Here is a 25,109-nt window from a genome sequence, read left to right as displayed (position 1 = left end):
ACGGGTGATCTGCGATGGCTGACGTCTGGTCCCAGCGCCGCGCCTCCCGCTACGGCCGGTACGACGGCGGGCCGGACCCGCTCGCCCCCCCGGTCGACCTGTCCGAGGCCCTCGACGCCATCGGCGAGGACGTCATGGCCGGCTACAGCCCCGAGCGGGCGCTGCGGGAGTTCCTGCGCCGCGGCGGTCGCGACCAGGCGGGCCTGGACGACCTGGCTCGCCGCGTCGCAGAGCGGCGCCGCGAGCTCGCCAGCAGGCACAACCTGGACGGCACGCTCCAGGAGGTCCGCGAGCTGCTCGACCGCGCCCTGCTCGAGGAGCGCAAGCAGCTGGCCCGCGACGCGATGATGGACGACGGCGACCGGGCGCTGCGCGAGATGACGCTGGACAGCGTGTCCCCGAACCCGGCCGCTGCGGTGAGCGAGCTGGCGTCGTACGACTGGCAGAGCCGGGAGGCGCGCGAGGCCTACGAGCAGATCAAGGACCTGCTGGGCCGCGAGCTGCTCGACCAGCGGTTCCAGGGCATGAAGCAGGCGCTGGAGAACGCCACCGACGAGGACCGGGCCGCGATCGCGGAGATGCTCTCCGACCTCAACGAGCTGCTGGAGAAGCGGCAGCGCGGCGAGGACACGCAGGAGGACTTCGAGGAGTTCATGGCCAAGCACGGCCAGCACTTCCCCGAGGGACCCGAGAACCTCGACGAGCTGCTGGACGCGATGGCTGCGCGCGCGGCCGCGGCCCAGCGGATGATGAACTCGATGAGCCCCGCGCAGCGCCAGCAGCTCATGGAGCTCTCGGCCCAGGCGTTCGGCTCACCGGCCCTGATGGACGCGCTGTCGCGCCTGGACGGCAACCTGCAGCAGCTGCGGCCGGGCGAGGACTGGTTCGGCTCGGAGCGGATGGAGGGCTCCGAGGGCCTCGGCCTCGGTGACGGCACCGGCGTCTTCCAGGACCTCGCCGAGCTCGACGCGCTGTCCGACCAGCTGTCGCAGTCCTACGGCGGCGCGCGGATGGACGACCTCGACCTCGACGCGCTGGCCCGCCAGCTCGGCGACGAGGCCGCCGTGGACGCGCGCACCCTGCAGCAGCTGGAGAAGGCGCTGCGCGAGAACGGCACCCTCCAGCGCGGGTCGGACGGTCAGCTCCGGCTGACCCCCAAGGCGATGCGCCAGCTGGGCAAGGCGCTCCTGCGCGACGCCGCCGACCGGCTCTCGGGCCGCCAGGGCCAGCGCGAGTCGCGCCAGGCCGGTGCCGCTGGGGAGCGCTCGGGCTCCACCCGCGCCTGGGCCTTCGGCGACACCGAGCCCTGGGACGTCACGCGCACGCTCACCAACGCGATCGTCCGCACCGCCGGGGAGCCGCGCACTGGTCCGGGGATCCGGCTGTCGATCGACGACGTCGAGGTCCAGGAGACCGAGGAGCGCACCCAGGCCGCCGTCGCGCTGCTGGTCGACACCTCGTTCTCGATGGCGATGGACGGGCGCTGGGTGCCGATGAAGCGCACGGCACTCGCGCTGCACACCCTCATCCGGTCCCGCTTCCGCGGCGACCACCTGCAGATGATCGCCTTCGGCCGGCACGCGCAGCCGATGGACATCGAGGAGCTCACCGCCCTCGACGCGATGTACGACAAGGGCACCAACCTCCACCACGGGCTGCTGCTGGCCAACCGGCACTTTCGCAAGCACCCCAACGCCCAGCCGGTCCTGCTGATCGTCACCGACGGCGAGCCCACCAGCCACCTCGAGCCCGACGGCGAGGTCTTCTTCACCTACCCGCCGCACCCGCTGACGGTCGCGTACGCCGTCCGCGAGCTCGACAACGCGCGTCGCCTCGGCGCCCAGACGACCTTCTTCCGCCTCGGGGAGGACCCGGGCCTGGCGCGCTTCATCGACCAGATGGCCTCCCGCGTCGACGGCCGGGTCGTCGCACCCGAGCTCGACGACCTCGGCGCTGCGGTGGTCGGCTCCTACCTGGGCGACCGCGCCGGCTTCGGTCGGTCGGGGCTCGGGGGCGGCGGCTACGGCGGCTGGTTCGGCAACCGCGGCTTCTGGGTGGGGGACTGACCCCCACCTGAGCCACATCGGGCAACGGTTGCCCCACACGAGGGGAACAACTGGGTAGAGCCCCTCGCCCTGCGTCGCCGGACGGTGTTGCCTGTCCGGGAGGGACGTCGCTGGTGGGGCAGCGACATCGCGCGACCGAGCGTCCGGGGGGGCGCCTCGTACAGAGAGGCAGGCGACGATGTCGTCGTACGACCGCGCGCGCACGCGCGCTCATGTCAGCGACCGCACCACCCAGGGGCGGAGGACGGGGCCGACGGCCGGCTGGCGTCGTCGAGGCCTGGGCCTGCTGGCGCTGCTGCTCGGCACCAGCGGCCTGGCCCTGCTGCCCGCCGCCCAGGCGTCGGCGGTCTTCGCGAGCTTCAGCTGCACGTCCAACACCGTGTACGCGCTCGAGAGCGGCACCGGCGTGGTGGTCAAGGTGACCTCGACGTCGGGGGCGTCGAGCGCCACCTCCAACGCCGACTTCGGCTCCGGCAACTACAACGCGCTGGCGCTCGCGGGTGCCGGCACGGAGATCTGGGCCTTCGACCGGAGCAACAACAAGGTCAAGGTCGCGCGCGTGGACCGCACCGACCAGACGTGGAACATGCCGAACAACTCCCTGGCCGGCAACGTCGTGGCCGGGGCGATCAACCCGGCCACCGGCATCTACTACTACGCCGCCGGCGGCTCGACCTGGACCGTCTTCGCCTTCAACACCCTCACCAAGACCTCGATCGGCCAGGTCGCCACCATCAGCGGCACCGGCCTCGGCGGCAACGGCGACTTCGCCTTCGACGCCACCGGCAACCTGTACGTCGTCAGCAGCGACGGCGGCAGCTCCGCCGGCACGCTCGCCCGCGTGAACGGAGCACTCCCGACCACGCCGGGCTCGACCGCCCTGGGCCTGTCGGTCCTCACGGCCACCCCGGCCAACAACGGGACCTACCACTCGATGGCCTTCGACTCCAGCGGCCACATCGTCATCGGCACCAGCACCCCGAAGATCATCCGGGTCAACCCGACCACGGGCGCGATCGTCGACAGCAGCGCCATGGGCTTCGGCTTCGTCGACCTCGCCTCCTGCGCGTCGCCGAGCACTGCACAGGCGCAGGTCGACCTGCCCGACGGCAGGCACACGACGGGCGACCAGTTCACCGTGACCGTCACCGGCAACGGCCTGACGTCGGGCAACACCGGGACCACCGCCGGCACCGACGTCGGCCTCCAGGGCGACGCCGCCGAGAAGGCCGGTCCGGCCGTCGTCCTGCCCGGTCAGACCTACACGATCACCCAGACCGCGGCGGGCACCACCACGCTCGCGAACTACGCGACGACCTGGAGCTGCGTCAACGGCTCCGGGACGGTCATCGCCAGCGGAACCGGTCAGACGGGGACGTTCACCGTGCCGGCGACCTCCGGCTCCGCGGTGACCTGCACTTTCACGAACAGCCCGCTGCGGCCGGCGATCACGCTCGACAAGACCGCCTCGGCCCCGGCGCTCGGCGCGAACGGCCGCCCCGACCCCGGCGACACCATCAGCTACGCCTTCAAGGTCACCAACACCGGCAACATCCCGCTCAGCGCGGTCACGGTGCACGACCCGCTGCTGTCCGGGGCGAACCCCAACATCACCTGCCCGGCCACCACCCTGGCCATCGGCGCCTCGATGACCTGCACGAGTCGCACCTACGCACTGACGCAGGCCGACGTCGACGCCGGGGGCGTGTCCAACACCGCCACCAGCAACGGCACCGGCAGCAACGGGGTGAAGGTGACCTCGACGGACTCGACGACCACCGCGCTCGGCTCGTTCCCCGGGCTCTCGCTCGACAAGACGGCCTCGGCCGTCAACGACCTCGACGGCAACGGTCATGACGTCGGCGACACCATCACCTACGGGTTCGTCGTCACCAACAGCGGCAACGTCTCGCTCAGCCCGGTCGTCGTGCACGACCCGCGCCTGGGCGGTGCCTCGCCCAACGTCACCTGCCCGACCGGCTCGTTGGCGCCGGGGGCCTCGCGCACCTGCACGTCGGCGACCTACGCCCTGACCCAGGCCGACGTGGACAGCGGTGGTGTCGTGAACACCGCGACCGCCACGGGCACGCGCCCGGGTGGTGGGACCAGCACGGCCACCGACACCACGACCACGCCGGTCACGCGCACCGCTGCGATCCGGCTGGACAAGACGGTCTCGGCGATCAACGACCTCGACGCCAACGGCGCCGACGCCGGTGACCGCCTCACCTACGGCTTCAAGGTCACCAACACCGGCAACGTCACGCTCGACCCCGTGACCGTGCACGACCCCGTGCTCTCCGGGGCGAACCCCAACGTCAGCTGCCCCGGCGGGGCGCTGGTCCCGGGTGCCTCCCGCACCTGCACCAGCCGCGACTACACGCTGACCCAGGCCGACGTGGACGCCGGCAAGCGCGACAACGCCGCGACCGCGACCGGCACCGGTCCCACGGGCGCGAAGGTCACCGACACCGCCACCACCACCAGCCCGATCCCCGCCGGTCCGGCGATCAGCCTGGTCAAGAGCGCCGGGTCCCTGGTCGACGTGGACGGCAACGGCGCCGACGCCGGGGACACCCTGACCTACGCGTTCACCGTGACCAACACCGGCACGGTGACGCTGAACCCGGTCACGGTGCACGACCCGCTCTTCACCGGTGCCAGCCCGACGATCACCTGCCCGACCGGGCCGCTGGCCCCGGGGGCCTCGCGCAGCTGCGTACCGCGCACCTACACCCTCACCCAGGCCGATGCCGACGCAGGCGTGGTGACCAACACCGCGACCGCCACCGGCACCACTCCGGGTGGCGCCGCGGTCACGGCCACCGACTCGACCACCAGCACCGTGGTGGCCGCGCGCTCGGTCCAGCTGGACAAGACCGCCTCGACCATCGAGGACCTCGACGGCAACGGCGCCGACGCAGGTGACCGGGTCGCCTACTCCTTCACGGTGACGAACACGGGCGCAGCGACGTTGAACCCGGTCACGGTCCACGACCCGCGGCTCGGGGGAACCTCGCCCAACGTGACCTGCCCGACCGGCCCGCTGGCGCCCGGCGCGTCACGGACCTGCACGACAGCGGCGTACACCCTCACCCAGGGCGACGTGGACGCCGGCGTCGTGGTCAACACAGCCACCGCCACGGGCAAGGCCCCGGGTGGCGTGGACGTCACCTCGTCCGACACCACGATGACCACGATCGCGCCGCTGCCGGCCGTCCGGCTCACCAAGACCGCCTCGGCGATCGACGACGTGGACGGCAACGGCCCCGACGCCGGCGACACCCTCACCTACAGCTTCGTGGTCCACAACACCGGCACCGTGAAGCTGACCTCGGTCACGGTCTCCGACCCGCTGCTGGGCGGTGCCCCGATCACCTGTGGCAGCGGTGACCTGGCGGTCGGCGCGAGCGTCACCTGCCCGACGCGCACCTACACGCTCACGCAGGCCGACCTGGACGCCGGTGAGCGGGGCAACACCGCGACCGCGACCGGCACCGCTCCGGGCGGGGCCACCGCGGTCGACGACGACTCGGTGGTCGTGCCGATCGCCGGCGCGCCCGGGATCGAGCTCACCAAGAGCGCCTCGGCGATCGACGACGTCGACGGCAACGGCGCGGACGCCGGGGACGAGATCACCTACGGCTTCCGCGTCCGCAACACCGGGACCGTGGTGCTGGACCCGGTCGTGGTGGCCGACCCGCTCTTCGCCGACCCGCTGGTGTCCTGCGGGGGCGCGCCGCTGGCCCCGGGCGCGGCCCGTGACTGCGACCCGGTGGTCTACGTCCTGACCACCTCCGACCTCGACAACGGCTCGGTGGACAACACCGCGACCGCGACGGGCACGGCGCCCGGGGGAGCGACGGTGAGCGACAGCGACTCCACGAGCACCCCCGTGGCGGCCGCTCCCGTCGACCTCGTGGTCGTCAAGGACGTCGACGTCGCCCAGCCCTACGCCGGTCAGCAGGTCACCTACACCGTGACCGTCCGCAACGACGGCGGGGGGAGCGCGGCGGGCGTCGTGCTCACCGACGTGCTGCCCGACGGCGTCACCTTCGTCTCCGCCGGTGCCCCGTGCGCCGAGGCGGCCGGCACGGTGACCTGCTCGTGGCCGACCCTCGCGGGGGGCGAGTCGCGGACCGTCGAGATCACGGCGAGCGTCGACCCGGTCGCGGGTGACGGCCCCGACCACGACCACTGGCTCGACGTTCAGAAGGCCGAGGTCCAGCTCGACCTCGAGCCCGGCCAGGAGCGCACGCTCTCGGTGACCTGCCCGACCGGGTACGTCGCCACCGACGGCTCCGGTCGTGTCGACCACGTCGACCAGGGCACCGGCACGCTCGGGTCGGTCGGCGTGAGCGAGTCGCGTGCCCTCGGCTCCGACGCGTGGCAGGTCACGGCCCGCAACGGTGCGACCGGTCGGGCCCAGGCGAAGGTCTTCACGGTCTGCGTGAAGGGGACGACCGAGGTCGTCGACGGCCACGCGCACCCGCTGCTGCCCGGTGACGTCGTGACCGCGGACGTCGACCTCTCCTCCGGCACCGGCACCGCCACGCTGCAGTGCGCCCCGGGCACCACCCCGGTGCGTCCGGGCTACGTGCTGGACGGCGTGGCGACCAGCCGGACGTCGTACCCGTCGGGGAGCGGGGGCTGGACCTTCGCCTTCGCGGTGGGGGCCGGCGACGCCAGCTCCGGCGAGGTGTCGGTGACCTGCCTGCCGACCGAGCTCGGCGAGGCCGCCGGGCACCGCCACCTGCTCGACCTGGACGCTGTGCTCCGCACGGTGACCGTCGCGCCCGGCGAGGTCCTCGAGGTCACGCTGAGCTGTTCCGACGGCGCCAAGGGCGTCGTCGCCGGCTGGGACCTCGACCCGGGTCTGGTGAACCTCGGCAACGACCCGCGCCCGATCATTCGCGTGTTCAAGCTCTACAACCCGACCTCCGGGCCGCTCTCCGCGGACCTGTGGCTGGGCTGCCTGGGCACGCGCACCGCGGTCGCGGACCCCACGCCGACCATCACCAACACCGCCTCGGCCGCGACGTCGAGCACGGAGTCCAGCACCGGCAACAACGCCGACTCCGCCTCGATCAGCGTGCGCAGCGGTGCTGCACCCGCGGTCCCGGCGAGCCCGCGGCTCACGGTCGGCCGGTCCACGGTCACCGCCAGCCTGGCGTGCGAGGCCACGGCGGAGTGCGGCGGTCAGGCCAGCCTGGTCGCGCTGCGCTCCCAGAAGGTGAAGGGCTCCCAGGTCCGCAAGGGCCAGATCCTGGCCGTCGGTCGCTACGCCGTCGAGGCCGGCGAGCAGGGCAGGGTCGTCCTCAAGGCCACCCGGGCCGGGAAGAAGGTCCTCGGTCGCATCGGCAAGGCCCAGCTGCGGCTCGGTGGACAGCGCACGACGGTCACGCTGCGCTGAGTCGCCCCGTCGGCCGACGGCGGTCCCCGACCCCGACCGTCGGTCCTCCCACCCGGGCCGGCCCCCCTCCTCCTAGAGGGAGGGGGTGCCGGCCCGGACCTGGTCGAGGCGGGCCAGTGCGGAGCGCAGGTCCGCGACGCCGTCGACCACCCGCGGGCCAGGCCGGGCCCAGTGCCCGTCGGCGTCCACGGCGTACGTCGGCACGCCGGTCGGCAGCACACCGGCCGCCTCCAGGGCGTCGGCCTGCGCCTGCGCACCCGCGCGGTCGAAGCCGCACGGTGCGACCACCACGAGGTCGGGCCGGGCCGCGGCGACGTCCTCCCAGGTCACCCGCACCGACTTCTGCCCGGCGGTGCCCAGCACGCAGCGCCCGCCCGCGGCCTCGACCATCTCCGGGATCCAGTGCCCCGGGGCGTAGGGCGGGTCGGTCCACTCGAGCACCACCACGCGCGGGGCGTCCTCGGCCGGGCCTGCGGGACCGGGCTGCAGCGCCTCGACCGTGCCGGCCAGCTCGTCAGCGGCCTCCTCGCGCCCCACCCGGGCCCCGATGGTGCGGATCGACTCCGCGATCTCAGCCAGCGTGTGCGGGTCGAAGGAGAGCACCTCCGCCCGGCAGCCGAGGTGGTCGAGCGCCGCGTCGACGGTGTCGACGTCGATCGCACAGACCGCGCAGAGGTCCTGGGTGAGCACGAGGTCGGCGTCCAGGTCGGCCAGCGCCCCGGCGTCCAGGGTGTAGAGGTCCTCGCCGGCCGCCGTCGCCGCCGAGACCCACGCGTCGATCCCGGCCGGGTCCAGTCCCGCGGGCATCGTCGTGCCCGAGACGACCCGGCGGGTGCGGGCCTCCTCGGGGTGGTCGCACTCGAAGGTCACGCCGACGACGTCGTCACCGACCCCGAGGGCGAAGAGGATCTCGGTGGTCGAGGGCAGCAGGGAGACGATCCGCACGACGCCACCGTAGGCGGCGGGCCCAGCGCCGAGGCCAGCGCGGCCGCCTCCGGGTCGGTCCCCGGCACCACCTAGGGTCGTGCGACGTGGAGGACCCGACGACGACCGTGCTGCTCCTCCTGGCGCTCGCGGGCCTCACGGCCGGGTTCGTCGACGCCGTGGTCGGCGGGGGCGGGCTGATCCAGCTGCCGGCGCTCCTGCTCGGCCTGCCCCAGGCCGCGCCGGTGCAGGTGCTCGCCACCAACAAGCTCGCCTCGATCTGTGGCACGACGGTCAGCTCGGCGACGTACTTCCGGCGGGTCCGGCCCGACCCCCGCACCTTCCTGCCGCTGATGGCGCTGGCCTTCGTGGGGTCCGCCCTGGGGGCGCTGGTCGCCTCGCAGGTGCCGCGCGAGGCGTTCGAGCCGATCGTGCTGGTGGCGCTGGTCCTCGTCGGCTCCTACGTCGCGCTCAGGCCGACGCTGGGGGAGTCGACCGCGCTGCGCTTCTCCGGCCACCGGCACACGGCCGCCGCGCTGGCCACCGGGCTCGTCGTCGGCTTCTACGACGGCGTGCTCGGCCCGGGGACCGGCTCCTTCTTCGTGGTCGCGCTCGTGGCGCTGCTGGGCTACGGCTTCCTCGAGGCCTCCGCCAAGGCCCGGATGGCCAACTGGGCCACCAACCTCGCCGCGCTGGCCGTCTTCGTGCCGCAGGGGGCGGTGCTGTGGAAGGTCGGGCTGCTCATGGGTGCGGCCAACCTCGTGGGCGGCTACGTCGGCGCCCGCACCGCGGTGGCGCGCGGCTCCTCCTTCGTCCGGGTGTTCTTCCTCCTCGTGGTCGCGGCGTTCGTCGTGCGGCTCGGCGGCGAGGTCGCCGGTCTCTGGTGAGCGCCGCTCGCCGCACGCCGCGCGGTCCGGTCCGGCCATCACGTCACAGCAGGGGCGGCTCACCACCTCGCACCCAGACCCCGCACGGTCGCGTCGAGTCCATCTGCCTCACGCCAGCGCAGGGCGGAAGCCTCTCCGGAGCCTCCAGCTCGTCGCTGTCGAGGTCGCGCACCAGGTGCTCACGCGCGAGCCCGTAGCCGTTGGCGAAGATCTCGCAGTCGCAGAAGCCGCCGACCGACCGCATCCGCTCCTCGAGGCCGGAGGCGAGCGGCGAGCGCAGCTCGCGGAACCGTGTCGTCCACCGCAGCGTCGAGTCACAGTCGTGCTCCTCGACCATCCGCGCGACGTAGCAGAGCACGCACTCCTGCGGGTACGGCGCCATCACCTCGCCGGCCACCCGTCGGAGGTACTCCTCCGCGTCCCTCACCACCTGTGCCACCACGGCCACCCCTCTCGTCGCGTCTCTGCGTCTGGTGGTGACCACCGTGGTGGGCGCCACCGACAACCACGCACCGGCCGGCGCGAGGGCTGTGGACGACTACGCTGCGGCCATGAGCATCCCGGTGGAGCTGGACTCGATCGCCGCACAGCTGCAGCGGTTCGCGACGGCGTACCTGCTCACCACCTCGGGGGAGAAGGTCAAGGCGGTCGCGGCCGCACCGGTGCTCGAGGACGGCCGGCTGCGGGTGGGCGGCCCGGGCCGCGGCTCGCTCGCCAACGCCGGCGCGCACCCCGACGTGACGCTGATGTGGCCGCCGACCGAGCGCACCGAGCCGGCCGGCTTCACGCTGCTGGTCGACGGCACGGCCGAGGCCGACGGCGAGGACCTGCTCGTGACCCCCACGTGGGCGGTGCTGCACCGCCCCGCCGGCTCCGACCACGGCCCGGCCGTCCCCGGCGGGTGCGGCTGAGGCCTCACGCCGCGCCGTCGTACGCCGTCGTCGAGCGGCGCCGACGTCGACCCGGCTAGGTTCGACCGATGAGCACCCCGGTCCCCGTGGACGCCGACGAGGTCACCACGCTGCGCGCCTTCCTCGACCAGTTCCGCGACACCCTGCGCCGCCAGTGCGCCGGCGTCGGAGCCGACGGGCTGGCCTGGACCCTGCAGCCCTCGACGATGACCCTGGGCGGGATGCTCAAGCACCTCACGTTCGTCGAGCAGTGGTGGTTCTCGATCGTGCTGCACGGCAACGACGCCACCGGCATCTGGGCCGACGTCGACTGGGACGCCGACGAGGACTGGGACTGGCACAGCGCCGTCCACGACAGCCCCGACCAGCTGCGCACGTGGCTGGACGAGGAGATCGCCGCCTCCGACGTCCGGATCGACGAGGCGCTCGCGCGCGGCGAGGGGCTGGACACCCGAGCCGTCAGGGAGCGGCACGGCTCGGCCCCGACGCTGCGCTGGATCCTCGTGCACATGGTCGAGGAGTACGCCCGGCACTGCGGCCACGCCGACCTCATCCGCGAGTCGATCGACGGCCGCACCGGCCTCTAAGCACCTCCGGGGACGTCATACGGACGGGATGTCCCTTCGGACACCTCGTATGACGTTCCGGGCCGGCCGCCTCAGTCGAGGGTGAACCCCGGCACGTGGTCGATCAGCATCTGCTGGAACGGCGCCTCGGCCTCGAGCTGCGACAGGATGCCCAGCCCGCCGAGCCACGTGCGGTGGATCAGCAGGTACGACGGCGGCAGGTTGAGCTTGAGGCCGATCGTGAACGCGGGGTTCCTCGGGTCGTTGATCCGCGCGAACACCCCACGCATCCACTCGCGGGAGAACTGGAACCGCTCGACCAGCGCCGGCTCGATGAACGGGAAGAGGTACTCCCTGACCAGCTCGGGGTCGACCTGGACCTTCTCCTTGATGAACCCCTCCTCCCGCATCGCGGCGACGAGCTCGGCGCCGGTGCGGGTGGCAGTCAGGCTCAGCAGCCGGCCCATGGCCGGCGGGAAGCCGCCCTCGAGCCGGGCGACCGCGCCGAAGTCGAGGACGCCGAGCCGCTCGGGGCCACCGTCAACGCCCGGCACGACACGGAAGTTGCCAGGGTGCGGGTCGGCGTGGAGCAGACCGGTGCGGGCGGGGGCCGCGACGAGGAACAGCGTGAACAACCGGCCGAAGTGGTCGCGCTGCTCCTGGGTGCCGTCGGCGATGACCGCTGCGAGGGAGGACGTGGACTCCAGCCACTCGGTGACCAGCACGGTCGGGCCGTTGGCGACCGCGTCCGGGATGACGATCTCGGGGTCGCCCCGGAAGGCCTCGTGGAACGTGTGCTGGCTGCGCGCCTCGAGGGTGTAGTCGAGCTCCTCGACCGCCCGGGCCTGGAGCTCCGCCACGAGCGGCTTGACGTCGATGCCGGGGATGAGCGGTGCGACCGTGCGGCCCAGGCGGGAGAGCTGCTTCAGGTCGGCCTGGATCGCCTCGCCGGCACCGGGGTACTGCACCTTGACCGCGACGCCCTTCTCGACGCCGTCCTCGTCGCGCCACCGACCACGGTGCACCTGGCCGATCGACGCGGCCGCGGTCGGACCTCCGTCCAGCCACACGAGATGGGTCTTCCAGTCCGCCCCGAGGTCCTGCGCCAGGACCTCCCGCACGGTGCTGGTCGGCATCGGCGGGGCGGCGTCCTGCAGCTTGGTCAGCTGGTCGCGGTAGGGCCCGACCATCTCCTCGGGCAGCGCCGCCTCCAGCACCGACAGCGCCTGGCCGAACTTCATCGCGCCGCCCTTGAGCTCGCCCAGCGTGCGGAAGACCTGCTCGGCGGTCCGCTGCTGGATGTCGCTCATCACGGCCTCGGCGGGCTTGCCGCCGATCCGCTTGCCCAGGCCCACGGCCTGCCGCCCGGCGTACCCCAGGGGCAGGCCGGCCAGCCGGGCGGTGCGCGCCATCGCCTTGCGGGGCATCTCGGTCACTCGTCCATCATCCGGGTGGCCACAAGGGACGGCGGGGTGAGGGCTGCCCGGCGCCGGCGGGGTGCCGCGGAACGGGCGGGGGAGCCGTCGGTGCGACCGGGTCGAGGGCTCGGCTAGAGGACCGCGGCGTAGCCGGCGACGGCGTGGACGGCATGCCAGCCGGCGGTGGCACCGCCGGTGGCCGGGGTGCGGGCGAGACGCACCCGGACGTACTGGAACCCGAGCATCCGCTGGAAGTGCCGCAGACCGCTGGTCTGCGTGCTCACGGGCTCGGTGTCGAGCAACCACCGGACCCCTCGCGCGGAGAGCCGGTCGACCAGCTCAGCGGTCACGAGGTAGCGGGCATCGCTGTGCAGGGGCCCGGAACCGAGGGTGCGGAAGTACCGCAAGGTCGCCAGGTCGCGGTCCACGGGTGTGACGCTGAGCAGCAGGGGGCTCCCGTCCGGGCCGCGAGCCACCAGGCACAGGTCGTGGTCGAGGAGGTCCTGGTTGTCGGGCTCGGCGACGCGGTACGTCGGGTCCGGGTGCTGGCGCTCCCGCTCGTCGGCGAGGGCCACGAGGTGCTCGCGCTCGGCGCGGTCGCGGACCGCCTCGACCACCACACCGGCGCGCTGTGCCGCTCGCACCTTCCGTCGGAGCGTGGCCGCCGACCGGCCGGCGAGGTAGGCCCCGGTCTCCGCCGGGATCGCCAGGGCCGAGGTGCCCAGCACCCGGCTCGGGATCCCGAGGACGGTCTTCGTCCGGGCGGCGGCCCCCACCGCCCGGCCGCCGGGCGTCGAGGACGGGGCGACGGGCACGAGGGGCAGACGGTGAGCAGCGCGGACCGCACGCCACAGGGCGAGCGGGTGACGCAGCGCGTATCGGGCGCCCGGTCGACCCGCGAGCGCGTAGGAGCCCCAGAACGCGTCCATGTCCGCAGCGTCGCCGGCGCGGTCGGCCCGAGGGGTGGTCGGCGCCTGCTCCGCAGCACCGTGGGAGTCCCGGCTCAGCGGGCACCGCCTGCGTAGCGCAGCCACCGGGGCAGGGCAGCGACGAAGCCCTCGGCGATCTCGGGGGTGGTGGTGACGGTCCAGTCGACCCGACCGTCGACCTCGGGCTCGAACTTGGCCCACTCGAACCAGTTCACCATCTTCAACCACGGCATCGTCCGGGCGTTCGTCGCGGCCAGGACCTGATCCCACCACGCCGACTTGATCGCTCGCTCGTCCGCCCCACCTGCGTCGGGCACGTACAACGCGGCCGTCTCGGTCACCGCCACCGGGAGCCGCATCCGCTCGCCGTACTCGCGGTAGAAGTCCGGCACGGCGAGCTCGTCGCCGGCGGCCCCGTCGTAGGTGCCGCGCAGGAGGTCGACGTACTTGCCGTCCTCGGGCACCTCGTTCTCGCCCCAGGGGTAGACCGCACCCCAGTGGTAGACCGACATCCCCACCCAGTCCACGTGCTTGCGGCCGGGCCAGTACGGGCGGTAGGGATCGTCCTCGCCGGTGACGGTGCCGTCACCGTCGGTGTCCATCGCCTCCGCGTCTGCCCGGCCGGCCGGCGCCTGGTGCACGCCGCCGGCGAACGGGTAGCCACCGCCGTAGTTGGGGGCCCACATCATGGCGGTGCGTGGCGCCGTGGCGTGCACAGCGGTCGCCATGCGACGGAAGGCGTCGACGTAGTCGTCGGGCTTCTGCGCCCAGGGGTACCAGGACCCGTTCATCTCGTGCGCGAACCGCAGGTAGACATCGACCCCCTGCCGGTTGTACCCCGCGAGGCGTGTGGCCAGGGCGCGCGAGTTGGCCTTCGTCACCGCGTCGAGTCCCGTGAACGGCTCCACGGTCAGCAGCAGTTCGCTCCCTGCGGCCCGCGCCTGCTCGACCGCCTGGTCGAGCCACATCTCTTCCTGGGAGCTCATCGGGAAGCCGGTGAAGGTCACGGCCACCGCCGGTGCGCGCCCCAGGCGCTCGGCGTAGGCGGCCAGCGTGTCGTTGCCCCAGTCGATGGAGACGCCGAAGAGCACTCCCGAACGAGGCGCGAGGAAACCACGCGCAGGACGGGCCTTCCCGCGCTGCGTCTCGACGGGCCGCTCGGCGCTCACGCTTCCCTCGGACGCGTCGCTCGGGCGGCCGTCCGTGCCCGCGGCGGCTGGCGCGGCGGCGGCCCCCGCTCCGAGACAGAGCATCAGGAGGAGCGCGAGAGGACGGGGCGCACGGATCTGCATGGGTCCAGGCTAGGCCAGGTTCCCATCGGCCCAGGCCGCTTCGCCGCCGGGCGGCACGGCCCGCCCCCCATGCCTGGGGGACGCGCCTCCCTGCGCCCCGCGGACGAGGGGACCAGTCGAGGTGGCTCAGGCCGGGAACGGCACCCCGGTGTTGGCGTGGCAGCGGTAGCCGTAGGGGTTCTTGTGCAGGTACTGCTGGTGCACGTCCTCGGCGTAGTAGTACGGCGTCTCGGCGGCCGGACGGATCTCGGTGGTGATCGCGCCCAGCCCGCGCCGGGCCAGCTCGGCGCCGTAGACGTCGGTCAGCTCGCGGGCGACCTGCTCCTGCTCGGGCGTCGTGAAGTAGATCGCGGAGCGGTACTGCGTGCCCACGTCGTTGCCTTGGCGCATGCCCTGCGTGGGGTCGTGCACCTCGAAGAAGCGCTTCACCAGGTCGGCGTACGACACGACGGTGGGGTCGAAGACGACGCGCACGGCCTCGGTGTGGTTGGTGCGCCCCGAGCACACCTCCTCGTACGACGGGTTGGGGGTCGTCCCGCCGGCGTACCCGACCGAGGTCGACCACACGCCGGGGAGCTGCCAGTAGATCTCCTCCGCTCCCCAGAAGCAGCCGAGGCCGAAGATCGCGACCTCGTGGCCGGCCGGTGCGGTGTCGGTGACCAGCGGGGTGCCCAGCACCAGGTGCTTCTCGGCGAGGTGCCAGGGGCGCTCGCTGCGGCCGGGGAGGGTCTGCTCGGGCTCGATGAGGGCGGTCTGCTTGCGGCCGAAGAGCACGGTCGGGCTCCTTCTGCTTGCGGGTGTCGGCGGGCGGGAGGCACGCCTGGTGTCACGCCTGGTGCGACGCGCCTCCATGTTTGCAACAACCCCAAGCCGAGCATGTTCCCCACCGGTAGTTGACCGGTGCGCGACGACGCGCACGACCTGCGTCGCTGGCCTCGGCCCGGCGCTCCAGAGCACCGCTCGGGAGGCTCGAACCATGGGGAACCTTCGCCGTCGGGGCCGGTCGGCGGGTGACGCCGACCTCCCCCCTCTCGCCGCTGCAGGTACGACGGCTGCACCAGCTGGTGGAGGCCACGCTGGCGCGCGCGGGGATCGTGGTGCGCCCGGTCGGCGACGAGCTGGTCGTCGAGGGCGGCGGCGTGTACCCGTTGCGGGACCTGGCTGCGGAGTGTGCGACCGAGCCGACGGCGCGGTGGCCGGGGCTGGTCGAGCGGCACGTCGAGGACGTCCTCGCGCCCGGCCCCTCCTCGCTCGCCGAGCTGCCCGACCACACCCTGCTGTCGGCGGCGGCGCTGCGGCTGGTGCCCACCGACTCCCTGCCCGAGGGCTGGGACCCCGACGCTCCCCGGGTGACCGAGGACCTGACCTCGGTCGTGACCCTCGACCTCGGCGACGAGGCGCTCACGCCCTCGGCCGCGGCCCTGGCCGAGCGCGCCCCGCACGTGCCGTGGCGCGAGCAGGCCCGCGACAACCTGCGCGCACGCGCCCGCGGGATGGACCTGAGCCACGACCGGGTCGCACCCGTCGACGACCCCGAGGCCGGCTTCGACCTCCTCGTCGGGGAGTCGGGCCTGGTCGCGAGCACCTCGCTGGTGCTCGACGAGGTGCTCGAGCGGGTCGAGGAGGAGGACCGCGGCCGCGGCGTCCTGGTCGGCGTGCCGTACCGCCACCAGGTCGTGCTGCGCGTGGTCGACGGCCCCGGCGCGGCCCGGAGCATCGGACCCATGGCCGACTACCTGGGCGCGACCCACGCCGCCGCACCCGGGCCGCTGAGCCCCCTCGTGCACTGGGTGCGCCACGACGACTGGCTGCCCGTCACCCGCGCGGGTGACGACGGTGCGGCGGCGGAGCACCGGCTCGCCGAGGCCCTCGACCCCGAGGTCGCCCAGGCGCTCGACATCTGAGACTCTCGGCAGGTGAGCGAGCACACCTCAGACCACAGCGACACCCCTCCCGACTGGTCCGAGGCCGGCTTCGAGACCCGCGCCATCCATGCGGGCTACGAGCCGGACCCGACGACCGGTGCCGTGATCCCCCCGATCTACGCCACCTCGACCTACAAGCAGGACGGGGTCGGCGGGCTGCGTGGCGGCTACGAGTACTCCCGGTCCGCCAACCCCACCCGCACCGCACTCGAGGGCGCGCTCGCGGCGGTCGAGGGCGGCACCCACGGACTGGCTTTCGCCAGCGGCCTGGCCGCCGAGGACACCCTGCTCCGGTCGCTCTGCGCACCGGGCCAGCACGCGGTCATCCCCGATGATGCCTACGGCGGCACCTTCCGGCTCTTCGACAAGGTCGAGAAGGTCTGGGGCCTGCAGCACAGCCCCGCCCCGGTCTCCGACGTCGACGCCGTGCGCGCGGCCATCCGCCCCGGCGAGACCCGCCTGGTGTGGGTCGAGACCCCGACCAACCCGCTGCTCACGATCGGTGACGTGGAGGCGCTCGCGGCCGTCGCCCACGACGCGGGCGCGCTGCTGGTCGTCGACAACACCTTCGCCTCGCCGTACCTCCAGCAGCCCCTCACCCTCGGCGCCGACGTCGTCGTTCACTCCACGACCAAGTACGTCGGCGGCCACTCCGACGTCGTCGGCGGCGCCCTGGTGGTGCGCGACGACGAGCTCGCGGAGCGGCTGCGCTTCCACCAGAACGCGATGGGAGCGGTCGCCGGCCCCTTCGACGCCTGGCTCACCCTGCGCGGCCTCAAGACCCTCGCGGTGCGGATGGACCGCCACTGCGACAACGCCGAGCGGGTCGTCGAGCACCTGCTCGGCCACGCCGCCGTCGAGCAGGTCATCTACCCCGGGCTCGCCGACCACCCCGGCCACGAGGTCGCGACCAAGCAGATGAAGCGGTACGGCGGCATGGTGTCCTTCCGCGTCAAGGGCGGCGAGCAGGCGGCACTGGCGCTCTGCGAGCGCACCCACGTCTTCACGCTGGGGGAGTCCCTGGGCGGCGTCGAGTCCCTCATCGAGCACCCCGGCCGGATGACCCACGCGAGCGTCGCGGGCACCGACCTGGAGGTGCCCGCTGACCTGGTCCGGCTCAGCGTCGGCATCGAGTCGGTCGACGACCTGCTCGCCGACCTCGACCGCGCGCTGGCGGGCTGACGTGCCCGGCGCCGGCGCGAGGGCGTGGCGATGAGCGAGCAGCCCGACCGGCCCCTGCCCCCGGTCGCCGAGGACCTCGCCGACGGGCTCGGCGCCGCAGTCGGGACCCACCCCGACGACGGTGAGCCCGACCCCCGCGGCGGGCGGCACGAGCGACGCCGGCTGCGTCGTGATCGCCCCCAGTCCGAGGCCGAGGGTCTCGCCCAGCGGCTCTTCGCCCAGTGGTCGGCCCTGCGCGACGAGCGTGAGCGCCAGCTCGCGCCCCCGCAGGTACGCCGTGAGGAGCTCGCCCGCTCCTCGGTCCCGCCGGGGCTGGACCTTGCCGCCGCATGGTCGTGGCGGTTCCTGGTCATCGTGGCCGCCGTCGCGGTCATCGGCTGGGTGCTGGACTTCCTCATCGTCCTGGTCGTGCCGGTGGTGATCTCGCTGCTCGTCGCGGCGCTGGTGGTCCCGATCGTCGACCGGCTCGACCGCTGGTTGCCCCGGGGTCTCGCCGCCCTGCTGACCCTCGTGGCCGGCATCGCGGTCGTGGGGGCGCTGCTGACCTTCGTGGGACGCGAGGTCGCGGGCGGCGCCAGCGACCTGGCCGACTCCACGGTCCAGGGGCTGGAGGAGATCCGCACCTGGCTGCGCGACGGCCCGCTCGACGCCACCGACTCCCAGATCGACGGCTACATCGACCAGGTGCAGCAGGCCATCACCGACCGCTCCCAGGACGGCGAGATGCTGACCCGGGTCACCGAGCTCGGCGTGACGCTCGGCCACCTCTTCGCCGGCTTCTTCATCGTGCTCTTCGCCACCTACTTCTTCATGGCCGACGGCGCCCGCATCTGGTCCTGGGTCGTCCGGCTCTCCCCGCGCACGGCGCGCGCCCGGGTCGACTCCTCGGGTCGGGTCGCGTGGATCTCGCTGCGGCAGTTCGTTCGCGCGACCGTCGTGGTGGCGCTGGTCGACGCGATCGGCATCGCCGTGTGGGCGGCCGTCCTGGGGCTGCCCTTCGTCGCGGCCATCGGTGTCCTGGTCTTCCTCGGTGCCTTCGTGCCCATGGTCGGTGCCACGGTCGCGGGCTCGGTCGCCGTCCTCGTGGCGCTGGTCGACCAGGGCCCGTGGACGGCACTGCTCATGCTCATCGGGGTCATCGTGGTCCAGCAGGTCGAGGGCCACGTGCTGCAGCCCTTCCTCATGGGGCGCTGGGTCTCGGTCCACCCGCTCGGGGTCATCGTCGCCATCGCCACGGGCGTGCTGGTCGCGGGCGTCGTGGGCGCGCTGGTCGCGGTCCCGCTCGTCGCGGCCCTCAACGCGGTCGGCCAGCACCTGGCGGCGTACACCGATCCCGGCGACGACCCCCTCGAGGAGCTCGAGGAGGACTACACCGAGGACGCGGGTCCACCGCCGCCCGACCCGGAGCGGGAGGTCGAGGCGTGAGCGTCACGCTCGCCGATATCGAGGCCGCCCGGGTGCTGCTGGACGGCATCGCGGTGCGCACGCCGATGGAGGAGTCGCGCTGGCTCTCGGCGGTCGCCGGCGGCGAGGTGCGGATCAAGGCCGAGAACCTCCAGCGCACGGGCTCCTTCAAGGCCCGTGGCGCCTATGTCCGGCTCTCCCGGCTCAGCGAGGAGGAGCGCGCCCGCGGGGTGGTGGCGGCCAGCGCCGGCAACCACGCCCAGGGCGTGGCCCTCGCCGCGCAGCTCGTCGGCACCCGCGCCACGGTCTTCATGCCCGAGGGCGCCCCGATCCCCAAGGAGCGCGCCACGCGCGGGTACGGCGCCGAGGTGGTCTTCACGGGCACCTACCTCGAGGACGCGCTGGTCGCCGCGCGCGAGTTCAGCGAGCGCACGGGAGCGGTGCTGATCCACCCCTTCGACCACGAGGACATCATCGCCGGGCAGGGGACCGTCGGGCTCGAGGTGCTCGAGCAACTCCCCGAGGCCGCCTGCGTCGTCGTGCCCACCGGCGGGGGCGGGCTGCTCGCCGGGGTCGCGCTGGCCGTGAAGGCACTGCGCCCCGACGTACGCGTCGTCGGGGTGCAGGCCAAGGACGCCGCCGCCTACCCCGGCTCGCTCGAGGCCGGTCGCCCCACGCCGCTGGAGCAGATGCGCACCATGGCCGACGGCATCGCGGTCGGGCGCCCCGGCGACCTCACCTTCGCCGCCGTGCGCGACCACGTCGACGACGTCGTGACCGTCTCCGAGGACTCCCTGGCCCGGGCCGTGCTGGCTCTGGCCGAGCGGGCGAAGCTCGTCTCCGAGCCGGCCGGCGCGGCTGCGGTGGCGGCGATCCTCGACGACCCGACCCGCTTCCCGACCCCGTGCGTGGCGGTCGTCTCCGGCGGCAACATCGACCCGCTGCTGCTGGGCAAGGTGATCCGGCACGGCATGGCCGCGGCCGGGCGCTACCTCAACCTGACCATCACCATCCCCGACGTCCCCGGCGGCCTGGCCCGGCTGCTCGCCGTCGTCGGTGGGTCGGGTGCCAACGTCCTCGAGGTCGCCCACGAGCGGATCTCCCCGACCCTCTCGGTCGACGAGGTCGACGTGATGCTGCAGCTGGAGACCCGGGGCGCCGAGCACTCCGGCGCGGTCCTCGGCCAGCTGCGGGCGCAGGGGTACCGCGTCCTGGAGTGACGGCTGGGGCTCGTGGGACGTTGCTGTGGCGTGAGGTTCAGCGGCGGGCCGCTGGACCTGACGGTGGGCCGCCCGCCCTGCACGCGACGACGCCCCGACGGCGGACCGTCGGGGCGTCGTGGCGTGGCGGCAGCGGGTGCGCGCCGTACGTCGGGGCGACTCAGCCGGTGTAGGGCTCCGCGTCGAGGATGACGACCTCGAGCGTCTTGCCGTTGGGTGCGACGTAGGAGACCGTGTCGCCCTTCGAGGCGCCGTTGATCGCGGCACCCAGCGGGGACTGGGGCGAGTAGACCGTGAGGCCCTCGGGCTCGATCTCCCGGGCACCGAGGAGGAAGGTCTCGGCCTCGTCGTCGTCGTCACCGACGAACTTGTAGGTGACCTTCATGCCGGGCTCGACGACGCCGTCGTCGGGAGGGGTCTCTCCGACCTCGGCGCGGCGCAGCATGTCCTCGAGCTGGCGGATGCGGCCCTCGATCCGGCCCTGCTCCTCGCGGGCGGCGTGGTAGCCGCCGTTCTCCTTGAGGTCACCCTCGTCCCGGGCAGCGCTGATCTTCTCGATGACCTCCTGGCGCACGGGGCCCTTGAGGTTCTCGAGCTCGGCGACGAGCTTGTCGTACGCCGACTGGGTCAGCCAGATCTTGTCCTGCTGGGGGGACTGCGTCATGGGGTACTCCTGCCGTGGAGCCGCGGGGTGCTCCGCACCGGCGCTGCGGTGCGGCCCCACGACCCGTCTCGTTGCTTCGGGTGCGGAACTGCTGCGAATCGTCTGACCACCTCCGGCGGCCACGATGTGGCCGTACGACGGAGGTCGCTGGGCCACGCGCGATCAGCCCTGCGGGACGGTCGATCCCGCCACTGTAGCAACGTCCACGCCCGACCGCAGGTGCTTGCGGCCACCCCGAGGGGTGGCTCGGGCCGGCCGTCGTGCCCGGCTCAGCGCGGGCGCTGCTGGCCCTCGGCGGTGCAGCCGACCTTCTCGACGGCCGTCGCCTCGCGCTCGGTGCGGATCGGCACCGACATGCGGCCGGAGCCGCCGGGGATGAAGACCGCCTCGCCGACGGTCACCTTGTCCTCGGCCAGCGCCCGCAGCACGCACTGCACGTCGCTGGCCTCGTCGCCGAGCTCGACCTGGACGTCCGCGACGACCTCGTGCTGGTCGGTCACGGTGAAGCCCACCAGCTCCGACTGCGCGGCCGGGGTCGCGTAGCTCCACGCGGCCCAGGCGAGGAACAGCCCGCCCACGAGCGCCAGTGCGACCGCCGTCGCGATGCCGGCGGTGCGCCGCCACGGCCGCGGTGCGCCGTAGCGCTGCGTCATCAGGTCCTGCGAGCTCACACCTCGATGATGCCACCCGCCACCCACCGGGCCCACCTCGCGGTCCGCGGCCCCTCCTACGATGGGACCCATGTCGCAGGACGCGCACGCCGACGGGGCGCCCCCCCGGGTCGAGCACCGCCCGTACGCCGGTCTCCGGCTCATGCACGTCCACGCCCACCCCGACGACGAGTCGTCGAAGGGCGCGGCGTCGACGGCCAGGTACGTCGCCGAGGGCGCCCAGGTCCACGTCGTCACCTGCACCGGCGGCGAGCGCGGCTCGATCCTCAACCCCAAGATGGACCGCCCCGACATCCTCGAGAACATCACCGAGGTGCGCCGCCAGGAGATGGAGCGCGCCCGCGACATCCTCGGCATCACCCAGCACTGGCTGGGCTTCGTCGACTCCGGCTGGCCCGACGGCGACCCCAAGCCGCCGCTGCCGGAGGGCTGCTTCGGCCTCGTCGACCTCGAGGAGGCGACCGAGGCGCTGGTGCGGATCGTGCGGGAGGTCCGCCCGCACGTCATGACGACGTACGACGAGCGCGGGGGCTACCCCCACCCCGACCACATCCGCTGCCACGAGGTGTCGGTGGCGGCCTTCGCGGCGGCCGGCGACCCCGAGCGGTTCCCCGACGCGGGGGAGCCCTGGCAGCCACTGAAGCTCTACTACCACCACTCCTTCAACCGCCCGCGCATGCAGGCGCTGCACGACGCGATGCTCCAGCACGGGCTGGAGTCGCCGTGGGAGGAGCGGCTGCGCGACTGGAAGCCGGAGCCGGAGTGGGACGCCCGGATCACCACGCGGGTGCGCTGCGACCGGTGGTTCGGCGTGCGCGACCAGGCGCTGCTGGCGCACGCCACCCAGATCGACCCCGACGGCTTCTGGTTCGCCATCCCGCGCGAGCTGCAGGCCGAGGTGTGGCCCCACGAGGACTTCGAGCTGGTCACCAGCCACCTGCCCGACCACCCCGACGCCACTGTCGGCCAGGTCACCGAGGACGACCTCTTCGCCGGCCTTCTGGACCACCCCGACCGCACCGGTGGCAAGATCTGAGCATGCTCGTCGACGCGTTCCTCTCCGTGCTGCCCGCGCTGCTGCCGGGGAACCTCGACCCCGCCCCCGAGCCCGAGGACGTCAAGGCGGGCTGGACCGCCTTCGGGATCTTCCTCGGTGGTGTGGCCACCGTCGCCCTGCTGGGCTGGAGCCTGGTCCGGCAGCTGCGCCAGGTCGAGGACGCCCGCCAGCGCGGGGTCTACGGCGAGCCGGAGGAGCAGGAGCAGGAGCAGGCTGACGCTGCTGACGCCCCCGCGGCCGACAGCACCGAGGACACCCCGCGGGCCTGAGCGCCCGCGACTCTGCGGCGCCCGGCCCCGTGAGCGGGCTCAGCCCTGCTGGGCGACCTGCGCGCGCACCTCGTCCATGTCCAGGCCCTTGACCGCGGTGATGACCTGGTCGAGGCCGGCCGGCGGTAGCGCGCCCGGCTGGGCGAAGACCAGGATGCCGTCGCGGAAGGCCATCAGCGTCGGGATCGAGGAGATGCCGGCCGCGGCTGAGAGCTCCTGCTGCTCCTCGGTGTTGACCGACCCGAACGTGATGTCGGGGTGGGCCTCGCTGGCCGCCTCGTAGGTCGGCGCGAACTGCCGGCACGGGCCGCACCAGCTGGCCCAGAAGTCGACGAACAGGATGTCGTCGCCCTTCACGTGCGACTCGAAGTTCTCGGCGGTCAGGTCGATGGTGGCCATGTCTCCACCGTACGACGCGCCCGGCCGCCAGCCACCCCCCGCCGGCGACCCGGGCCTCGACCCGGGCCTCGACCCAGGCCTGGGTCCCTCAGCCCTTCTTGGGCCCCTTGTCCTTCGGGCCCTTGTCCTTCGGGCCCTTGTCCTTCTTCTTCTCCAGGCCGGGCGGTCCGCCGGCCGGGCCGCGGTCCTCGTCGAGCCCGGGGCCCTCGTCCTCGACGAGCTCCTCCGCCGGGGCCGGGTCCTCTGCGGGGGCGTCGGGCTCGGGCTCCGGCTCCCCGGTGTCCGGCTCCCCGGTGTCCGACGAGGAGGTCTCGCCGGGCCGGACGGGATCGCTGGAGCGGCCGGGGTCCTGTGTCGTGGCAGCACCGGCCGCGACCGCGGTGATGAGGATGAGCAGCACCAGCGCCGCCAGCGAGCCGGCCAGACCCCGCTGGTGCGGCTCCAGGCCGCGCCAGCGGGCGGCGAGCAGGCCGGGGACGCGGGCGAGCGTGTCGCCGGCACGGTCCAGCGCGGGCACGGCGGGGCGTACGCCGAGGGGACCGACCACTGGCGTCGCGGCGCTCACGTCGGCCGGGCCCGTGGTCTCGCGCGCGACCGCGGGCTCGGCAGCGGGTGCGGCCACGGCGCCCGCCGCCGCTGCGGCCGCGACCGCCTGCCCGGCCCCGGACCGGTCGGGGGAGCCGGGGGAGCCAGCGGTGGCGAGGGACTCGGCGCCGCGGCCGGCGGCTGCCGCCGGCGTACCGGCTGTGCCCGCGCCCGCGACGCCGGCCGGCACGACCGAGGTCGTCGCCACGGGCGCGGTGAGCACGGCGGTCGGGGTGGGGTCGTCGCCGGCGTCGGAGCCGGAGCCGGTGCCGGTGCCGAGGGCGCGTGCGTCCGTCACGAGCGCCGGGAGTGCGCCGTCGGCGGTCGCGGTGGCCCCTGCGCTGCAGACCCGCACCACCTCGGCGGTCGTCGGCCGGGCCGCCGGGTCGGCTGCGGTCATGGCGCGTAGGAGTGCGGGCCAGCCGGCCGGGAGGTCGTCGGGTACGTCGGGGTCGCGGTGCAGGCGGGCCAGTGCTGCCTCGGTGGCGCTGCCCGGGAAGGCCCGCTGGCCGGTGAGGGCCTCGAGCAGCACCAGGCCGAGGGCGTAGACGTCGGCGCAGCCTGTGACGTCCTCGCCCCGCACCTGCTCCGGCGCGAGGTAGGCGGCAGTGCCGATGGCCGTGCCGGTGCGGGTGTGGCGCACGGTGTCGCCGATCAGCCGGGCGATCCCGAAGTCGGCGAGCTTGACCCGGCCGTCGTCGCTGAGCAGCACGTTGCCGGGCTTCACGTCGCGGTGCACGACGCCCCGCTCGTGGGCGAAGGCCAGGCCGGCGGCCACCTCGGCTCCGATCCGGGCGACCTCGCGCGCCGGGAGCGGCCCCTGGCGCAGCGCGTCCGACAGCGCGCGCCCCTCGACGAGCTCCATCACCAGGAACGGCCGGTCGTCCTCGTCGCCGATGCCGGCGTCGAGGACCATCACCAGGTTGCGGTGCGACAACGAGGCCAGGGTGCGGGCCTCGGCCACGAACCGGCCCCGGTCCGAGGCGTCGCCGGCGACGTCGCGGAGCAGCTTGACCGCCACGGGCCGCTGCAGGGTGGTGTCCGTGGCCCGGTGGACGTCGGCGGTCCCGCCGGATCCGAGTCGGGCCTCGAGGCGGTAGCGCTCGCGCAGGACGGGTGGCACCGCGGGCACCGTGGACTCCTCGGGGGTGGGGGACGGGGTACGGGTCACCCTTCCCCCAGGACCCGACCTTCACTCCCGTCCCGGGTGTGAGCAGGTCGACCCAGGCCTCGACCCGGGCCTCGCACCCGACGGACCGCCCCTGAGGGCCCCTGAGGGCCCCTGAGGGCCCCGGTGGGCCCCTGAGGGCCCCGGTGGGCCCCGGTG

21 protein-coding genes are annotated in these 25,109 nt (G+C 73.8%); 11 read left to right on the top strand and 10 right to left on the bottom strand.

Annotated features, from left to right (window positions below):
• Positions 1-14 precede the first annotated feature (14 nt).
• Both Q1V71_RS03145 and Q1V71_RS03140 read left to right on the top strand, forming a co-directional pair.
• The gene (locus Q1V71_RS03145; RefSeq protein WP_300640639.1) at positions 15-2,066 is read left to right on the top strand and encodes a VWA domain-containing protein; all 2,052 of its coding nucleotides are present in this window, start codon (positions 15-17) and stop codon (positions 2,064-2,066) included.
• A 178-nt stretch (positions 2,067-2,244) separates the two neighbouring features.
• Positions 2,245-7,479 (top strand): CARDB domain-containing protein, encoded by a 5,235-nt coding sequence (locus tag Q1V71_RS03140; RefSeq protein ID WP_300640637.1) that lies wholly within the window; start codon positions 2,245-2,247, stop codon positions 7,477-7,479.
• 72 nt (positions 7,480-7,551) lie between these two features.
• On the opposite strand, the gene Q1V71_RS03135 is transcribed toward Q1V71_RS03140, so the two are convergent.
• Positions 7,552-8,424, bottom strand: a complete 873-nt coding sequence (locus Q1V71_RS03135) for an ABC transporter substrate-binding protein (RefSeq protein WP_300640635.1) — start codon at positions 8,422-8,424, stop codon at positions 7,552-7,554.
• 86 nt (positions 8,425-8,510) lie between these two features.
• Here Q1V71_RS03135 and Q1V71_RS03130 point away from each other — a divergent pair, with 86 nt between their 5' ends.
• Entirely contained in the window at positions 8,511-9,290 is a 780-nt protein-coding gene (locus tag Q1V71_RS03130) for a TSUP family transporter (RefSeq protein ID WP_300640633.1), read from the top strand.
• Between the two features lie 43 nt (positions 9,291-9,333).
• On the opposite strand, the gene Q1V71_RS03125 is transcribed toward Q1V71_RS03130, so the two are convergent.
• Positions 9,334-9,732 (bottom strand): DUF2695 domain-containing protein, encoded by a 399-nt coding sequence (locus Q1V71_RS03125; protein WP_300640631.1) that lies wholly within the window; start codon positions 9,730-9,732, stop codon positions 9,334-9,336.
• 109 nt (positions 9,733-9,841) lie between these two features.
• Here Q1V71_RS03125 and Q1V71_RS03120 point away from each other — a divergent pair, with 109 nt between their 5' ends.
• Positions 9,842-10,201, top strand: coding sequence for a pyridoxamine 5'-phosphate oxidase (locus tag Q1V71_RS03120; RefSeq protein ID WP_300640629.1), 360 nt, complete (start codon positions 9,842-9,844; stop codon positions 10,199-10,201).
• A gap of 68 nt (positions 10,202-10,269) precedes the next feature.
• Complete coding sequence (locus Q1V71_RS03115) at positions 10,270-10,788, top strand: DinB family protein (protein WP_300640628.1); 519 nt, start codon at positions 10,270-10,272, stop codon at positions 10,786-10,788.
• Between the two features lie 71 nt (positions 10,789-10,859).
• Here Q1V71_RS03115 and Q1V71_RS03110 read toward each other — a convergent pair whose 3' ends face one another.
• The 4 genes from Q1V71_RS03110 to msrA form a co-directional block, all read right to left on the bottom strand.
• Positions 10,860-12,194 (bottom strand): ABC1 kinase family protein, encoded by a 1,335-nt coding sequence (locus Q1V71_RS03110; protein WP_367280118.1) that lies wholly within the window; start codon positions 12,192-12,194, stop codon positions 10,860-10,862.
• Between the two features lie 122 nt (positions 12,195-12,316).
• Entirely contained in the window at positions 12,317-13,114 is a 798-nt protein-coding gene (locus Q1V71_RS03105; protein WP_300640624.1) for a hypothetical protein, read from the bottom strand.
• Between the two features lie 74 nt (positions 13,115-13,188).
• Positions 13,189-14,283, bottom strand: a complete 1,095-nt coding sequence (locus Q1V71_RS03100) for a hypothetical protein (RefSeq protein WP_300640622.1) — start codon at positions 14,281-14,283, stop codon at positions 13,189-13,191.
• A gap of 249 nt (positions 14,284-14,532) precedes the next feature.
• Positions 14,533-15,180 (bottom strand): peptide-methionine (S)-S-oxide reductase MsrA, encoded by a 648-nt coding sequence (msrA, locus tag Q1V71_RS03095; RefSeq protein ID WP_300640620.1) that lies wholly within the window; start codon positions 15,178-15,180, stop codon positions 14,533-14,535.
• A gap of 236 nt (positions 15,181-15,416) precedes the next feature.
• On the opposite strand from msrA, the gene Q1V71_RS03090 reads away from it, so the two are divergent.
• Genes Q1V71_RS03090 through ilvA form a run of 4 tightly spaced genes read left to right on the top strand, consistent with a single transcriptional unit; the run spans position 15,417 to position 20,137 of the window.
• Complete coding sequence (locus tag Q1V71_RS03090; protein WP_300640618.1) at positions 15,417-16,310, top strand: hypothetical protein; 894 nt, start codon at positions 15,417-15,419, stop codon at positions 16,308-16,310.
• 12 nt (positions 16,311-16,322) lie between these two features.
• A complete protein-coding gene (locus Q1V71_RS03085) occupies positions 16,323-17,513 on the top strand; it encodes a cystathionine gamma-synthase (protein WP_300640616.1) in 1,191 nt (396 codons plus the stop codon).
• 30 nt (positions 17,514-17,543) lie between these two features.
• Positions 17,544-18,938, top strand: coding sequence for an AI-2E family transporter (locus tag Q1V71_RS03080; RefSeq protein WP_300640614.1), 1,395 nt, complete (start codon positions 17,544-17,546; stop codon positions 18,936-18,938).
• The gene (ilvA, locus tag Q1V71_RS03075; protein WP_300640612.1) at positions 18,935-20,137 is read left to right on the top strand and encodes a threonine ammonia-lyase; all 1,203 of its coding nucleotides are present in this window, start codon (positions 18,935-18,937) and stop codon (positions 20,135-20,137) included. Before Q1V71_RS03080 ends, ilvA begins: the two co-directional genes overlap by 4 nt.
• Positions 20,138-20,297: 160 nt before the next feature.
• Here ilvA and greA read toward each other — a convergent pair whose 3' ends face one another.
• Both greA and Q1V71_RS03065 read right to left on the bottom strand, forming a co-directional pair.
• Positions 20,298-20,801: a transcription elongation factor GreA gene (greA, locus tag Q1V71_RS03070; RefSeq protein WP_300640610.1), complete on the bottom strand. Its 504-nt coding sequence runs from the start codon at positions 20,799-20,801 to the stop codon at positions 20,298-20,300.
• Between the two features lie 269 nt (positions 20,802-21,070).
• On the bottom strand, positions 21,071-21,472 hold the full coding sequence (locus Q1V71_RS03065; RefSeq protein ID WP_300640608.1) for a DUF4307 domain-containing protein: 402 nt from the start codon (positions 21,470-21,472) through the stop codon (positions 21,071-21,073).
• A 142-nt stretch (positions 21,473-21,614) separates the two neighbouring features.
• Here Q1V71_RS03065 and mca point away from each other — a divergent pair, with 142 nt between their 5' ends.
• On the top strand, positions 21,615-22,508 hold the full coding sequence (mca, locus tag Q1V71_RS03060; protein ID WP_300640657.1) for a mycothiol conjugate amidase Mca: 894 nt from the start codon (positions 21,615-21,617) through the stop codon (positions 22,506-22,508).
• Between the two features lie 2 nt (positions 22,509-22,510).
• The gene (locus Q1V71_RS03055; protein ID WP_300640606.1) at positions 22,511-22,798 is read left to right on the top strand and encodes a hypothetical protein; all 288 of its coding nucleotides are present in this window, start codon (positions 22,511-22,513) and stop codon (positions 22,796-22,798) included.
• Positions 22,799-22,837: 39 nt separating this feature from the next.
• Here the strand turns inward: Q1V71_RS03055 and Q1V71_RS03050 are convergent, their stop codons facing one another.
• Entirely contained in the window at positions 22,838-23,197 is a 360-nt protein-coding gene (locus Q1V71_RS03050; RefSeq protein WP_300640604.1) for a thioredoxin domain-containing protein, read from the bottom strand.
• Positions 23,198-23,285: 88 nt separating this feature from the next.
• Positions 23,286-24,914 (bottom strand): serine/threonine-protein kinase, encoded by a 1,629-nt coding sequence (locus Q1V71_RS03045; RefSeq protein ID WP_300640602.1) that lies wholly within the window; start codon positions 24,912-24,914, stop codon positions 23,286-23,288.
• Between the last annotated feature and the right edge of the window lie 195 nt (positions 24,915-25,109).

Source organism: Nocardioides sp. (assembly GCF_030149505.1).
GTDB lineage: Bacteria > Actinomycetota > Actinomycetes > Propionibacteriales > Nocardioidaceae > Nocardioides.
Note: the sequence above shows the minus strand (reverse complement) of the source record. Positions and strands in the feature narration are given on the sequence as shown.

What these genes read in the sequence shown, in the direction of transcription:
- Q1V71_RS03115 (WP_300640628.1), top strand. Translation starts at nt 10,270, where the DNA reads ATGAGCACCCCGGTCCCCGTGGACGCCGACGAGGTCACCACGCTGCGC.
- greA (WP_300640610.1), bottom strand. Translation starts at nt 20,801, where the DNA reads ATGACGCAGTCCCCCCAGCAGGACAAGATCTGGCTGACCCAGTCGGCG.
- Q1V71_RS03145 (WP_300640639.1), top strand. Translation starts at nt 15, where the DNA reads ATGGCTGACGTCTGGTCCCAGCGCCGCGCCTCCCGCTACGGCCGGTAC.
- Q1V71_RS03055 (WP_300640606.1), top strand. Translation starts at nt 22,511, where the DNA reads ATGCTCGTCGACGCGTTCCTCTCCGTGCTGCCCGCGCTGCTGCCGGGG.
- Q1V71_RS03120 (WP_300640629.1), top strand. Translation starts at nt 9,842, where the DNA reads ATGAGCATCCCGGTGGAGCTGGACTCGATCGCCGCACAGCTGCAGCGG.
- Q1V71_RS03105 (WP_300640624.1), bottom strand. Translation starts at nt 13,114, where the DNA reads ATGGACGCGTTCTGGGGCTCCTACGCGCTCGCGGGTCGACCGGGCGCC.
- Q1V71_RS03140 (WP_300640637.1), top strand. Translation starts at nt 2,245, where the DNA reads ATGTCGTCGTACGACCGCGCGCGCACGCGCGCTCATGTCAGCGACCGC.
- mca (WP_300640657.1), top strand. Translation starts at nt 21,615, where the DNA reads ATGCACGTCCACGCCCACCCCGACGACGAGTCGTCGAAGGGCGCGGCG.
- Q1V71_RS03050 (WP_300640604.1), bottom strand. Translation starts at nt 23,197, where the DNA reads ATGGCCACCATCGACCTGACCGCCGAGAACTTCGAGTCGCACGTGAAG.
- Q1V71_RS03110 (WP_367280118.1), bottom strand. Translation starts at nt 12,194, where the DNA reads ATGCCCCGCAAGGCGATGGCGCGCACCGCCCGGCTGGCCGGCCTGCCC.
- Q1V71_RS03080 (WP_300640614.1), top strand. Translation starts at nt 17,544, where the DNA reads ATGAGCGAGCAGCCCGACCGGCCCCTGCCCCCGGTCGCCGAGGACCTC.